This window comes from Streptosporangiales bacterium (assembly GCA_009379825.1).
Lineage (GTDB): Bacteria > Actinomycetota > Actinomycetes > Streptosporangiales > WHST01 > WHST01.
Window position 1 is genome coordinate 1 of sequence record WHTA01000108.1, and the last position, 13629, is coordinate 13629.

Here is a 13629-nt window from a genome sequence, read left to right on the forward strand (position 1 = left end):
CCACGTGATCGTCGACCACCACATACAGTGCTGTCAGGAGGGTGTTCAGTTCTTTGGTCACACATCGATCTTGAACACCCTCCGCCCCACGTCTCCGCAGCCGCGCCGACCACACCCTTCAAGGAATCACTCATCTAGATGTTCGCGCGGGTCGTTCCAAGTCCGCCGGGCACGCATCGCACCTCAGGTGGCACGGAAACGTCGCGGATCACCTGGCACCCGCATTGCCGCGCCAACCGGGATCGGCGCCGGCACCGACCTCCTCGACCACACCGGCGACCTCCCGGCCGGGAGTCATCGGCAACTCCGGCAGCGGGAACGGGGCACCGGTGGCGCCCCCGCGGATCCTGGTGTCGACCAGGTGGCCCCCGGCAGCCTTGACAGCGACACCGACTTGCCCTGGTCCCGGACGCGGATCCGGGACCGTCTCATACACCAGCAGGAGCGGGCTGACTCCAGGAGTCCAAGGGCGATGAGTCTTGCCGCGGTTGCCGGTCTGTCTCCCCGACACGCGGTAAACCGCACTCGAGGAGAGCATCATGACCGCTACCTACACGTTCGACGTCTTTTCCAGCCTCGACGGGTTCGGCACCGCCGGCGGCAACTGGACCGGCTACTGGGGCAAGCAGGGCCCCGAGCTCCTCGGCCACCGCCTCGCCCTGTACGACGCAGAGCAGCGGATGGTCTTCGGTGCCAACACCTATCGGGCGTTCGCGCGGATGCTGGCCTCGAGCACCGAGGAGTCCGAGGTGCGTGACCCATGGGTCACCCGGATGAGGAGCCTGCCGGCAACGGTGGTGTCGACCACACTGGAAGGATCCCTCGACTGGCCGGACGCGACCGTCGTGAGCGGCGACGCCGTCGACGTCGTCGCTCGACTCAAGGAGGAGTCCGAGGTGCCGTTGCGCTCGCACGGCAGCCTGTCGATGAACCGGGCGCTGATGGCTGCCGGTCTGGTCGACCGCGTTCAGGTGACGCTCTTCCCTGTGATCACCGGTCAGACCGGGGCTGACCCGATCTTCCAGGGTGCGGCCGACTTCGACCTCGAGCTGATCGAGCACCGGACGCTCGACGGCCACATCCAAGAGCTCATCTACCGGCCCACCCTGCATACCTGAGTCCATCCCTGCACCCCCAGCGGGTCCGCGTTCGCCCTTAGCGATCAGGACTGTCCTTGGCAGGTTCGCTGTATGACCATTCCCGTATGCGGGTACTGGTGCTGGGAGGAACGTGGTTCTTGGGCCGTCGCATCGTCGAGCGGCTGCATCTGCGCGGTGACGAGGTTCTGGTCGTCCATCGGGGCCGCAGCGCGCCGGACCCGTGGGTGCCGGTCAGGCAGATGTGGACTGATCGGCACGACTTGGCCGAGCACGCCGATGAGGTGCGGAGATTCGCACCGCAGGCGGTGGTGGACACCAGTGCACTCACCGCGGCCGATGTCGACACGGTGCTTGGCGTGCTACCCGAGGTGCCGACGGTGGTGCTTTCCAGTCAAGACGTCTACCAGGCCTACGCTGGTCTGCGCAGTGGGCGCTGCGAGGCTCCGGTACCCGTGACCGAGGAGGCCGAGCTGCGTCACCAGCGCTACCCCCATCGCGGTTCTGGGTTTGCGCACGTGCCCGACGATTACGAAAAACTCGATGTCGAAGACCGGTGGCGCCCGCGTGGGGCTACCGTGCTGCGACTGCCGGTGGTCTACGGCCCGCATGATTGGCAACGGCGCGAAGACATCGTGCTGCGCCGGCTGCGTGCCGGACGAAGGCGCATCCCGATTGGGGCGGGCAACCTGCTCTGGACCCGCGGTTATGTCGACGATCTCGCCACCGGTGTGCTGGCCGCTCTCGACTCCAGAGCCGTAGACGGGATGACGATCAATCTCGGCGAAGCAGAGACCTGGCCGCTGTCCACGTGGTTCGACCAGATCATCGGGGCCGCTGATGCCGACGCGGAACTCGTCCCGGTAGCCGACGAGGCGCTGCCCGCGGATCTGGCACTGACCGCTGCCCCGGGCCAACATCTGCTGGTCTCGGTCGCCCGTGCTCAGGCTCTCCTCAACTGGGTTCCGGGCAAGCCGGCCGAGCGCGTCGCCGAGTCCGTGCGCTGGCATCTCGCCCACCCACCTGCCGAATCCACCTGGACCGAAGCCGATGCCGCCACCGACGAGGCCGCGCTCGCTGTGGCGTAGCACGCCCTCGGCCTGCTTCATCGGGCGAGGTTGGCATCGCGCACGATGCGGTGGGCGGTCTCGGCGAAGTTGGCTGCTGCCTGTGGTGCATCCGGCCGGCGAGCCACCGCGACGGTGCAGTCCGACATGTCGGCGATGGGCACGAAGGTGACGCCTGGGCGTGCGTAGATGCGTGGCGCGGTCTCGGGGACGATGGAGATGCCTCTGTCGACTGCGACGGCTTGGAGTTCCGCTTCGAAGGTGGCGGCCTCGTAGGTGATGTCGGGAGGCGCCTGACGCTGATCCGCCAGGATCCATGAGTCGCGCCACGCCCCTGTTCCCGGCGCAGCAACGATCGACTCGTCGAGCAGGTCGGCGACGGTTACCGAGGGCCGGGCGGCGTAGTGGTGCTGCGTCGGTAGGCAGGCGAAGCAGCGTTCGCGCAGCAAGGTCGCAGTGATGACGTCGGGCACGTCGTCCAGGGGTGGCCTGACGATGGCGACGTCGGTGTCTCCGGTGTCGAGTCCTCCGTTGGGTGTGCTGAAGTCGTACTCGATCAGGTCGAGCTGGATGTCCGGGTAGTCGTCGGCGAACGCGCGCAGGATTGCCGGCACGTGGTCGACGGCAGCTCCGATGAGGTAGCCGACCCGGAGTCGGCCGAGCTCACCGCGCGCTACCTGCGCCATGCGCTCCATGGCTGCGTCATACCTGTCGAGGACGGCGTGGGCTTCATCGAAGAGGATCGCCCCGTCGGGTGTCAGCTCGGTTGCTCTGGTCGTCCGGTTGAACAGCGGGACACCGATGGTCTTCTCGAGCTGTTGGATCGTGTAGCTCAATGACGGTTGGGCGATGTGGAGTTCCTCGGCGGCGCGAGTGAAGTTGAGTGATCGCGCGACGGCCACGAAGGCAGGAGATGGCGCAGATCCACATTCATAGACTGCATCTATCAACTGTACGGGATCTGGTCTTTCCGCGCTGCATCCTCGGGTTCCTAATCTCGGTCCAGCTGCACGTGGCCGGTCGAGTCGGGAGGATCCATGACGAGCGCGCTGATCAACCAGGGAGAGTCGCGGGAACGCGGTAAGACGGTGCTACTGCACGAGCCTCCCGGTGGTGACCCGACGAAGCTGACGCTGGTCGGTGCTGAGGGTTCGTACGTCTGGGACGACACCGGCAAGCGGTACATCGACTGCACTGCACAGGCGTGGTCGAACAACCTCGGTGCGAACGATCCACGGGTGGTCGAGGCAGCGATCGCGCAGACCCGGGAGATGACCCACGCCCGCCCCACGTTCCATACGCCCGCGCTCCTCGACCTCGCCGACCTGCTGGTTCGGATCGCACCGAACGACCTCGACCGGGTCGGGTTCACCCTGCACGGCTCGATGGCGGCCGAGATGGCGTTCAAACTGGCGATGCGGAACCGTCCGGACGCCACGCACATCGCGGTACTGCACGACGCCTACCACGGGCGCTCGATCACCACCATGGCGGCTAGCTGGCCGCACCCGAACAACGCCTTCGGTGCGTTGCAGCCGCGATTCCTGCGGCTGCCGCGGCCCGACCTCTACCGGCCGCGGCCGGGATTGACCCCGGAGCAGGACACCGAGCTGTCGCTGCAGCTGGTGCGCCAGACCTTCGACAAGGGCACGGAGGGGTCGGTGGCAGCGTTGATCTACGAGCCGATCCAGGGCAACGGTGGCCACAACGAGTTCGCGCCGCGGTGGCACCAGGGTCTCCGTGAGATCTGTGACGAGTACGGGGTCATGCTGATCGTCGACGAGGTACAGACCGGCCTTGGTCGGACCGGCGCCATGTGGGCCAGTGACTTCTACGGCATCGAGCCGGACGTCCTGGTGTTCGGCAAGGGTGTGGGAGGAGGCTTCCCGCTCGCGGGTGTGCTGACGAGGGCCGAGCACGCCAAGCTCGTCGCCGGGGACGACCAGCTGACCTTCGGTCAGTTCCCGGTCGCGATAGCGGCCGGTCTGGCGACCGTCCGGGCGATCATCGACGACGACCTGTGCGCCGCCGCGGCCGAGCACGGCAGGTATGCAACGAAGCGGCTCCTCGAGATGCAGGAACGGCACCCGCTGATCGGCGATGTCAGGTCGCCGGGACTGATGGTCTCGATCGACCTCGTCCGTGACCGGATGACGAAGGAGCCGGCGACGACGGAGGCACATGAGGTCTTCTTGCGAGCCCAGGACCGTGGGGTGATCCTCGGCGAGGCTCGTTACGGAGGCCTCGGCAGCCTGATCAAGGTCAAACCGCCGCTGGACATCAGCCGGGAGTTGCTCGGCGAGGCCCTCGACGTGCTCGACGATGTCCTCGGCGAGGTCGAGGGTGCGCATGGAATGAGGTTCTCGTCGTGAGCAGGGGTTCCGCAGACCGGGCACGCACCGATGCGAAGGAACTGGCCGACCTGGGATACGGCCAGCAGCTCAACCGCACCATGGGCTCGTTCACGGCGTTCGCCCTGGCGTTCTCCATGGTGTCGATCAACACCGGCATCATCACGTTGTTCCAGTCACCCTTCGACGAGATCGGCGGTGCCGCCGTCCTGTTGTAGCTGCTGTCCTGCCGGCAGTGCTGACCATGGTCGCCGTCTACGCGCATCTGGCCGGACGAATGCCGATCACCGGCTACGCCTATCAGTGGTCGAGTCGGCTCGTGGGCAGCAACTTCGGCTGGTTCACCGGCTGGATCGCGCTGGTCTCCTTCCTCGCCGGCACCTCGGCCACCTCCGCCGCGATCGGGACGGTCTTCGCGCCGGAGATATGGGAGAACCCCACCACGCGCCAGATACAGGCACTCAGCATCGGCTGCACGATCCTGGTGGGGATCATCAACATCGTCGGCGTCAAGATCGCCACGAGGATCAACAACCTCGGCGCTTCCATCGAGTTGATCGGCACCATCGTCCTCGCCATCGTTCTGTTGGTCGGGCTCTTCGTGTTCTTCAAGGACACCCAAGGGCCGAAGATCTTGCTCGACACTCAACCGTTGAACGGCAATGCGATCACCCTGTCGAGTATCGCCCTGGCAGCGCTCCTGCCCGTCTACGTCCTGCTCGGCTGGGAAGGCGCCGCGGACCTGGCTGAGGAGACGCTGAACCCCAGGCGCGCTGCGCCGCGTGCCATGTTCCGTGCGGTCATCTGGTCGGGAATCATGGGGTTCGGAGTGTTCGCGCTGCTCAGCATGGCGATGCCGAACTCGCCGATCAACTTCTTCCAGGGCTCGGAGAACCCCGTGCTCAAACTGGTCGGCACCCAGGTCGGCGGCTATGCGAAGACCATCTTGATCGTGGTCGCCTTCGCGTCCATCTTCGCCTGCCTCATCGCCAACATGGCCGTAGCCACCAGGATGACGTTCGCGCTATCGCGGGACAACATGCTGCCCGCCTCCAAGACACTGCAACGGGTGGGTGCCCGTACGAAGGCACCCGTCCCCGCAATCGTCTTCGTCACCGTCGGGCTCACCTACTACCTCACCTACGGACTGACCATGGTCGCCACGGCCTACGCCGAACGCAAGGGCAGGATCCCCGCGGCCACCGAAGGCGCGTTCTCGCTCGGCCGCTGGCTCAACGTCGTACTCGTCCTCGGCCTCGCCTGGTGCCTGGCCGTCATCGGTGCGCTCACCCTCCCTGCTGTCAACAACCAGAACGCGATCACCCTCGCCGGGTTACTCGCCCTCGGCACCATCTGGTGGGCCGCTGTTCTACGACGCCGTCTGAAGGCAGGCACAGCCGGACCGCCGCTCCCGTCCCTGGTCAGCACGACCGAGACGCACACTTCACCCGTCGCGGAGACCTCCGTGGAAAGGTGATGCCGACGGACACGTCGCATCTCACATTTCGATGGGCTGTGTCGTCGTACTGGTGAGGGCAAGAATGTGAGCGAGGGAGGGTCGTCCACACCATGACCGAGCCCGATCCGAGCCTGAGCGCGATCATCAGCGAGCGACGTCAGCTGATCAATCTCGCGTACCGACTGCTCGGCTCTCTGACCGAGGCCGAGGACGTCGTCCAGGAGACCTACACCCGCTGGTACGCCATGTCGCGGCAGCAGCAGAACGCCATCGAGTCTCCAGGCGCCTGGCTGACCAGGGTCGCCAGCCGGATCTGCCTCGACCTGCTCGGCTCGGCACGTGCCCGACGCGAGCGCTACGTCGGCGAATGGATCCCGGAACCGTTGCCCGAACACACGGAATGGATGAGCAGACAGCCCGCCACCACGACCGACCCGGCCGACCGGATCACCCTCGACGAGTCGATCTCCATGGCCTTCCTCGTCGTCCTCGAATCGATGACGCCCGCCGAACGCGTCGCCTTCGTCCTGCACGACGTGTTCCGCTACCCGTTCACCGAAGTGGCGGAGATCGTCGGCCGCACGCCTGCCGCCTGCCGCCAGCTCGCCTCGTCGGCCCGCCGCCGCATCCGTACGGCACAGCCTCCAGAGACGCCGCCAGCCCACCAGGCCACCATCGTCAGGCACGTCAAGCACGCCTGGGAAGCCAAGGACATCAACGCGCTCATCGGCCTCCTCGACCCCGACGCCACAGCGATCGCCGACGGGGGCGGCCTCGCCACCGCCGCACCCCACCCGATCGAGGGCGACGAGCAGATCGCGCAGTACCTCGTCGACATCGCCGACAAGGCACCCGACCTGACGCTCCTCGAACGCACCGTCAACGGCCAACCCGGCCTGGTGGCACAGCAAGACCAGGCCACCGTGGCCGTGTTCGCATTCGACGTCACAGCCGACCGGATCACACACATCTGGGTGGTACGTAACCCGGAGAAGCTACGGCCTTGGACGACCGGCTGACTCACACTTCGCCTGGCTGCTTCGTCGGTGGGTTGAGGAGCAACCGAAAGGAGATCAGCATGGACGCCCGTTTCGACCACCTCAGCAACCCGGTCAGCGCCAAGGCCGTGAAGCACCTCGTCTCGGCGAACAGGGTGGTGTCGGACTCGACGCTGCCGGCCACGACGCGGGAACTGGTGCAACTCCGCACCAGCCAGATCAACGGCTGCGCTGCCTGCATCGACATGCACACCAAAGAGGCCGCGCATGCGGGAGAACGTGCACTTCGGCTCAACCTGGTCGCGGCGTGGCGGGAGGCGAAGGTCTTCACCGACGCCGAGCGGGCCGCGCTTGAGCTGGCCGAACAGGGCACCCGCCTCGCCGACGCCGCCGGCGGCGTCACCGACGAGGTCTGGGCCAATGCCGCCAAGCACTACGACGAGGACCAGCTCGCCGCACTGGTGTGCGTCATCGCCATCATCAACACCTGGAACCGCCTGAACATCATCACCCAGCAACCCGCCGGTGACTACCAGCCCGGTCAGTGGGGGTAGCGAGGCCGCTTCGCGTCAGGCCCGGCGGGACGATCTCCACCGGGCCTGACGTTTGCTTGACATATACCCCAGGGGGTATATGTCAAGAAAGGCATGACGAGTGGAACGACGAACCGTACGGAACCACGTCTCGCGCCGTTGACGCCGGACACCGCCCGCGGCAGCGCCCGTGACGTGCTCACCGAGCTGACCGAACGGCATGGACAGGTGGGCGCCATGGTCCGCACCATGGCGCACTCACCGGCGGTGCTCGGCGGCTACCTCGGCCTGAGCCGAGCGATGAAGCGGTCCAAGCTGGACCGTCGCGTCGGCGAGCGCATCTCACTTGCGATCCAGGAGCACCAGGGCTGCGCGCTCTGCCTGGCCGCGCACACCTCCGCCGCCCGCGCGGCCGAGGTGGACGACGACGAGATCGAGCTGGCCCGGCTCGGCACGTCCGGGGACCCGGCAGTCGCCGCGATCGTCATGTTCGCGCTCCAGGTGCACACCGCGCCCGCGAGCATTACCGACGCCCAGATAGCGGAGCTCCGTGACCACGGCTACAGCGACCGCGAGCTCGCCGACGTCGTCGGCCTGGTGGCGCTCAACGTACTCACCGGCGCCTTCAACCTCGTCGCCGGCCTCGAGCCCGACGACGAGTAACGGCGCCCCTCGCCGCGGTTGCTCGTGTCAGAAGCGCCAGCGGGTGGCGCCGCCCGGGGCGACGGTGGCGACAGCGGTCGCGGCGGTTGTGGTGAGGCGGTACACGAACCACGGCGGCGGTCCGGCCGAGGGCACTGTAGTCGGCTGTGAGCGCGTGCCCCTTCTCGTCCACCCGCGCCGGCCAGCCGTCGGCAGCCCGTCGGCTCGCCATGGCTTCGACGATCTGCGGGTCGGTGACCCGGTCGGCTGTGCCTTCGACGACGAGGTCGAACTCGTGGGTGGCCAGGCTAAGCACGCACCGGGGGTCGCGGGCGACGTTCCTTCCCTTGCGCGTCCGCTCACCGGTCTGGAACCAGAAGGCACCGTCGACCCAGACGGCGCCGACACCCGTGACGTGCGGACTGCCGTCCGGGTTGATCGTAGTAAGCCAACACGTGTGCCGGTCCGAGCCACCGGAACCCGGCGCCTGTGGTACACCTCGCGTCGAGGCGGGTCTCGACGTCCGCCCAGTCGAGCGCTGGCAGGTCGTAGAGATCGGCAAGGTTCTTCGTATCCATGACGGGTCCGACTCGGCAAGAACCCGGAACTCATCGCGCCGGCCCGATATATGGTGCGCCCATGACGCAGGAACTCGCCGCCCACGCGCAGACCATCGTCGACACGAACAGGTACCTGACGCTCGGCACCGTCGACCCGGACGGCCGCCCGTGGACGACACCGGTCTACTTCGCCGCGGCCGGCGTCCGTGAGTACTACTGGACCTCCGCCGCCGACGCCCACCACTCACGCAACCTCGCCGAGCGCCCGCAGGTGAGCCTCGTCATCTTCGACTCCACCGTCGCGCCGTACCACGGACGCACCGTCTACGTAGCCGGGGAAGCCCACGAGCTGTCGGCCGACGACGTCGACCGCGCACTGGAGACCTACCCTGGAGCGCCCGATCGCGGCGGCTCACCACTCACCCGGCAGGACGTGACGGCACCGTCCCCGTACCGCCTCTACCGCGCGACGGCCGCGGACCTCTGGGTCCTGTGCCCCGCGAACCCAAGCAGCCGTGCCCGCTCCACGACCTCGCCAAGGACCACAGGACCCGGCTGCCACTGCCGTCCACCGATACAGCCTAGAACATCGTGAGGCCACCGTCGGCGGTGATGCTCTGGCCGGTCACATACGCGCTGCCGGGTGCGAGCAGCCAGCAGATGACCTCGGCAACCTCGTCGGGAGTGCCGGTACGCGCCAGCGGTACGCCGGCTGTGCGGGCGCCGCGTAGCTCCTCGAGGTCGGCGCCGCGTGCGGCGGCCATGTCGTGCAACAGCCGTTCCTGCATGGGTGTGTCGATCAGGCCGGGCAGCACAGCGTTGACCCGGATGTGCCGGTCGGCGTAAGCGTGCGCGAAGCTTCGGGTGATGGACAGGACCGCGGCCTTGCTCGCCGCGTAGACCGCGGACTCGGTGTTGACGGCTCGACGTGCCGATATCGAGGACACGTTCACGATGGCACCGCCTGGCCGCATCGCGCCGCCGATCTGTTGGCTGAGGAAGAACGTCGCCTTCGCGTTGGTGCCCAATTGACGATCCCAGTCGTCCTCGACCACCTCGTCGATCGGTTTCGAGCCGATGACGCCCGCTGCGTTGACCAGGAGGGCGACCTCGCCGACCGCTGCGGCGAGCGCCGCCCTATCTCCGGCGTCCGTGACGTCGCACCGCCTGGTCGTCGCACCCGCGGTGGCGAGCGCTGCCATCCCCTCGCCGTCCTTGATGTCCGTCGCGACTACGTCCGCTCCCGCATGCACGAGCCGCGTCGCCGTGGCGTATCCGATCCCGCTATCCGCGCCGGTTACCACGGCTACGCTGCCGGCGAGTTCTACCGCGGTCACGCTGTCCTCCCTGCTTCCACGCTCACCGCACCGCCCGTGTCAGCAGGCGTTGCGCGCAACTCGGCGACCGTGACCGCTTCCAGCTTCCGCCCCCGCGTTTCCGGGCCGAACGCGAGGATCGTACCCCCGAAGGCGCAGGCTGCCTCGGCCTGGACGCCGACCACGCACTGCCCGCCGGCACCGTCCGCTACGCCGCACCGTTCGGCATCTGAGACCGGCCAGTCGTTGGGGTCGTCCGTGCAGAGCCTGGCGGGCTGACGTTGACGCACTCGTCGCGTGCCGGGTCGCGGAACACGGGGTTGCCGAGGACGACGAGCGGCGCTGTGACGACCATCGCGGCGGTCACCAGACCTGCTGTGGTCACGACGGCGCGCCTCGGCCGCCGGCGCCGCGGACGACCCGGGCGACCAGCAGCCACACCGAGACGAGCAGCGCGACACCGGCCGGCAGGAAGTAGAGCACCGGGCTGCCCGGCGCGGCCGCACCGGGCAGCGAGCCGGGCGGGCGGCGCCAGAGCAGCGGCAGCACGACGACCGCCTCGTAGAGGTTGCCGAACCCCCACCAGGCGATCAGCAGCAGCACCAACCCGCCGTGCCGGCGGGCGAACGGCGCGGCACTACCGTCCACCGGCGTCGCTTCGTCGGCCGGCTACCCGGATGCGTGCTGCAGGTCGGCGGTGATGGCGTCGAAGACGGTCGCGAGCGTACGGGCCTGGCTCGGGCCGATGTGCATGACGAAGTGGTCGTGCACGCCGCGCGCATGCGTCGGCCAGGCGGCTTCGAGGGCGGCGAGGCCGTCGTCGGTGAGGGTGACCAGGGTGGCGCGGCGGTTCTTCGGGTCGGTCTCGCGCCGGGCGTAGCCGGCACGCTCCAGACCGTCGACCAGCCTGGTCAGGCCGCTGACGCTGTAGACGAGCGCGGCGGCGAGGTCCTTCATGTACAGCTGCCGGTTCGGCGCCTCGGACAGCTGGACGAGCGCGTCGTAGGTGGTCAGCGACATGCCGTGCTCGGCGCGCAGGTCGGCGTCCAGCGCGCGTTCGAGCATGGCGTGGCCGCGCAGGCAGGACCGCCAGGCGGCTTCGTAGCCGGCAGGAAGTGCGATATCTGGCTGGTTTATGGGCACGCGGAAATATTACCTCACCCGACAGTTGCATTGCGTACTGTTTCTAGGCATGCTGTTGCAACGAGCGGGGATCAGTCCATGGGCGATGGGGGGTGGGCTGATCCCCGCCAGAGGCGAGGTCGGGGGTCAGGTGGCGAGCAAGGCGTCCATCTGGCCCACCGACTGCTCGATTCCTTCCGCCATTCCCATGTTGACCAGCTGTTCCATCTGGTCCCTCGACTCGAAGGCAGAACGCATCTCCATCCGGGTGCCGGCACCGTGGACGGTGAGCTGCATCCGCACGGTCGTGGTCGGCAGCTCGGTGTTCGGCGTGCCGTCGTCGTACGCGAACCCGTCGACGAACTCCAGCGACTTCGGCGGGTTCGCTGCGGTCACCCGCCACCAGCCGCGATGGCTGTCACCCTCGGGGCCGGTCAGGTAGTACGTGACGCTGCCGCCGGGGGTCAGCTCGTGCTCCTCCACGGTCGCCGGACAGGTCGGCGGACCCCACCACCGCTCCAGCTGCCGCGGGTCGGCCCACAGCTGCCACACCTGCTCGGTCGTGGCCTCGAAGTCCGCGATCACGGTGAGGCTCAGGTTGTCGAAGTCCTTGTCGATGCTGGTGACGCTCATTCGTCCGGTCCTCTCGTAGGGTCGTTCTCTTCCGGGTCGGCAACCTCGGCGAGCAGCTCGGACATCCGATCCACCCGGCCACGCCAGAGCGCCTCGAGCTGGTCGAGCGCGAGCCGTGCCAATCGCACGGCGTCGAGATCTGTGCGCACGATCTGCTCCCTCCCGCGGCGTTCCTTCGCGACCAGGCCGGCCCGTTCGAGCACCGCGACGTGCTTCTGCACCGCGGCGAAGCTCATCGGGTACGCCTCGGCCAGCCGCGACACCGAAAGCTCGCCGCCGACGCTGCGCCTGAGGATGTCGCGGCGCGTCGCGTCGGCCAGCGCGTGGAACACGTTGTCCACGGTCTCGTCGGCTTGCTGATATACAACCATTTGATTGTACGTTACTCCACGCCGGCCCTGCTGGCAAGGCGGGCGACGAGAGCGCAGGTGCCCGAGGGGGTAGAGCAGCGCGGAACCACTACCCGAGCCCGTTCAGCAGCGGGCCGCGGCTGCCGCGGTATCAGTCGGCGTGGGCAACCGCCGGCTGCGAGCCAGCCGCGACATCGGCGTAGAACGACCGCAGCAGCTGGTCGAACCTGATCTTCAGCTCCTTGCCGGCGACGACGTGCGTCAGGTCGGCCCAGTACTCGCTGCGGCAGCCTGGGATCAGCTCCTCGATCAGCCCGGTGTGCCGCGGCGTGGTGACCGGGTCCTTGCCGGCATGCAACACGAACGAAGGCGCCGTGATCTCACCGAGCCGGTCGCGGGCGTCGTGCGTCATGCATGCCTCCACCAACCGTGCGTGCGCCTCGGCGCGGCCGTCCAGGTCGGCCCACGCACCGGTCGGCCCGAGCAGCCGGTCACGGTTCTTTGCGTAGAACTCGCCGTCGAAGCTGAACGCCGCGCACAGCCGCTGGAACGCCGCGAAGCCCGCCTCGACGTGCATCTGCCTGAACGCCTCGAGCTGGTCCGTGAGCACCGGGTCGGCGTACGCCCAGCAGCCGGTCATCAGCAGCGACCGCACCAGGACGCCCTCGGAGATCCGGTGTGACCACAGCTCGTGCCCGTCGACGGCGCTGCGCACGCTGACCACCCCCCGCGCGGACACGATGGCGAACCGGTCGCTGCCCACCCGCACCGGTGGGTTGAGCGCGATGTCGTCGAGGGTGACCGACCACTGCAGCCCCGTGCCAGGCACGTACGCCAGCCGGCGGTCGGTCGTGCCCACCACCACCGTCCGGCCGAACGAGGCGGTCGACAGGATCTGGCCACCGGGACGCGCCCACCAGTGCATCCAGTACTTCCCTGAACCGAGCGGCAGCAGGCTGACCAGGTCGCTCGTCGGGCCGGAGGCGTACGTGATGCAGCCGGACGTGTTCACCACCGGCGCGTCCAGCGTCGTCATCGGCTTCATCGGCCGCTGCCCGAAGGTGTCGTCGCCTTCCAGGCCGGTCAGCTTGCGGGGTTCCCAGCGGTCGAGGTCGGCCGTGTCCGGCAGCTGCTCCCGCACCTCACCCGGCGGGACGGGCGCCGGTTGCCCACCCGACGCCATCGAGTAGTCGACCCCGCCGAGCCTTCCGGCGGAGTCCACGACCCCCTTGCCGGGGCACCACATGTCCCGCTCGGTCCAGCGGGTGGCGTCCGTCGAACCGTCCGACTCCTTCGGCCGGAAGCTCGTCCTGGCCGTCACCTGCAGGCATCCGTCGTCGTCCAGTCGTTGCTCGTCCGGCGTCGTCGCCTTCGCGGTCATCCGGTAGTTCAGCAGTTCGCTTCGGCCCGCGCCGCTGGCGATGCCGCGGTTCGTCCACTCCTGGCCGGCCTGCACGTCGGCGGGCAGCAGCAGCGGCGCAGGTTCGAAGGTCACGCCTAG

The 13629-nt window shown here is 68.1% G+C and carries 12 protein-coding genes and 4 pseudogenes; 8 read left to right on the forward strand and 8 right to left on the reverse strand.

Annotation, left to right across the window (positions count from 1 at the left end; all coding sequences use genetic code 11):
- Nucleotides 1-226: 226 nt before the first annotated feature.
- A pseudogene (locus tag GEV07_28520) lies at nt 227-442 on the reverse strand (oxidoreductase).
- 97 nt (nt 443-539) lie between these two features.
- Here GEV07_28520 and GEV07_28525 point away from each other — a divergent pair.
- Both GEV07_28525 and GEV07_28530 read left to right on the forward strand, forming a co-directional pair.
- Nucleotides 540-1118 (forward strand): deaminase, encoded by a 579-nt coding sequence (locus GEV07_28525; protein ID MQA06490.1) that lies wholly within the window; start codon nt 540-542, stop codon nt 1116-1118.
- An 86-nt stretch (nt 1119-1204) separates the two neighbouring features.
- Nucleotides 1205-2185 carry a hypothetical protein gene (locus GEV07_28530; GenBank protein MQA06491.1) on the forward strand — a complete coding sequence of 327 codons (981 nt, stop codon included), beginning with the start codon at nt 1205-1207 and terminating at the stop codon, nt 2183-2185.
- Between the two features lie 17 nt (nt 2186-2202).
- Here GEV07_28530 and GEV07_28535 read toward each other — a convergent pair whose 3' ends face one another.
- A complete protein-coding gene (locus tag GEV07_28535; protein ID MQA06492.1) occupies nt 2203-3066 on the reverse strand; it encodes a LysR family transcriptional regulator in 864 nt (287 codons plus the stop codon).
- A gap of 135 nt (nt 3067-3201) precedes the next feature.
- Here GEV07_28535 and GEV07_28540 point away from each other — a divergent pair, with 135 nt between their 5' ends.
- The 5 genes and pseudogenes from GEV07_28540 to GEV07_28560 all read left to right on the forward strand — a co-directional run bounded on the left by GEV07_28540 (nt 3202) and on the right by GEV07_28560 (nt 8168).
- Nucleotides 3202-4536, forward strand: a complete 1335-nt coding sequence (locus GEV07_28540; GenBank protein ID MQA06493.1) for an aminotransferase class III-fold pyridoxal phosphate-dependent enzyme — start codon at nt 3202-3204, stop codon at nt 4534-4536.
- Between the two features lie 80 nt (nt 4537-4616).
- Nucleotides 4617-5992: pseudogene (locus GEV07_28545) on the forward strand (amino acid permease).
- 92 nt (nt 5993-6084) lie between these two features.
- A complete protein-coding gene (locus tag GEV07_28550; protein ID MQA06494.1) occupies nt 6085-6993 on the forward strand; it encodes a sigma-70 family RNA polymerase sigma factor in 909 nt (302 codons plus the stop codon).
- 59 nt (nt 6994-7052) lie between these two features.
- The gene (locus tag GEV07_28555) at nt 7053-7526 is read left to right on the forward strand and encodes a carboxymuconolactone decarboxylase family protein (protein MQA06495.1); all 474 of its coding nucleotides are present in this window, start codon (nt 7053-7055) and stop codon (nt 7524-7526) included.
- Nucleotides 7527-7619: 93 nt separating this feature from the next.
- Nucleotides 7620-8168 carry an alkylhydroperoxidase gene (locus tag GEV07_28560; GenBank protein ID MQA06496.1) on the forward strand — a complete coding sequence of 183 codons (549 nt, stop codon included), beginning with the start codon at nt 7620-7622 and terminating at the stop codon, nt 8166-8168.
- 27 nt (nt 8169-8195) lie between these two features.
- On the opposite strand, the pseudogene GEV07_28565 reads toward GEV07_28560, so the two are convergent.
- A pseudogene (locus GEV07_28565) lies at nt 8196-8725 on the reverse strand (pyridoxamine 5'-phosphate oxidase family protein).
- A 61-nt stretch (nt 8726-8786) separates the two neighbouring features.
- Here GEV07_28565 and GEV07_28570 point away from each other — a divergent pair.
- A pseudogene (locus tag GEV07_28570) lies at nt 8787-9292 on the forward strand (pyridoxamine 5'-phosphate oxidase family protein).
- On the opposite strand, the gene GEV07_28575 reads toward GEV07_28570, so the two are convergent.
- The 5 genes from GEV07_28575 to GEV07_28595 form a co-directional block, all read right to left on the reverse strand.
- A complete protein-coding gene (locus GEV07_28575; GenBank protein MQA06497.1) occupies nt 9289-10044 on the reverse strand; it encodes an SDR family oxidoreductase in 756 nt (251 codons plus the stop codon). The pseudogene GEV07_28570 and the gene GEV07_28575 overlap by 4 nt on opposite strands.
- 360 nt (nt 10045-10404) lie before the next feature.
- Complete coding sequence (locus GEV07_28580; GenBank protein MQA06498.1) at nt 10405-10671, reverse strand: hypothetical protein; 267 nt, start codon at nt 10669-10671, stop codon at nt 10405-10407.
- Between the two features lie 21 nt (nt 10672-10692).
- On the reverse strand, nt 10693-11145 hold the full coding sequence (locus tag GEV07_28585) for a MarR family transcriptional regulator (protein MQA06499.1): 453 nt from the start codon (nt 11143-11145) through the stop codon (nt 10693-10695).
- 147 nt (nt 11146-11292) lie between these two features.
- Entirely contained in the window at nt 11293-11778 is a 486-nt protein-coding gene (locus tag GEV07_28590; GenBank protein MQA06500.1) for an SRPBCC domain-containing protein, read from the reverse strand.
- Nucleotides 11775-12149: a metalloregulator ArsR/SmtB family transcription factor gene (locus GEV07_28595; protein ID MQA06501.1), complete on the reverse strand. Its 375-nt coding sequence runs from the start codon at nt 12147-12149 to the stop codon at nt 11775-11777. The genes GEV07_28590 and GEV07_28595 overlap by 4 nt, the downstream gene beginning before the upstream one ends.
- Nucleotides 12150-13629 lie beyond the last annotated feature (1480 nt).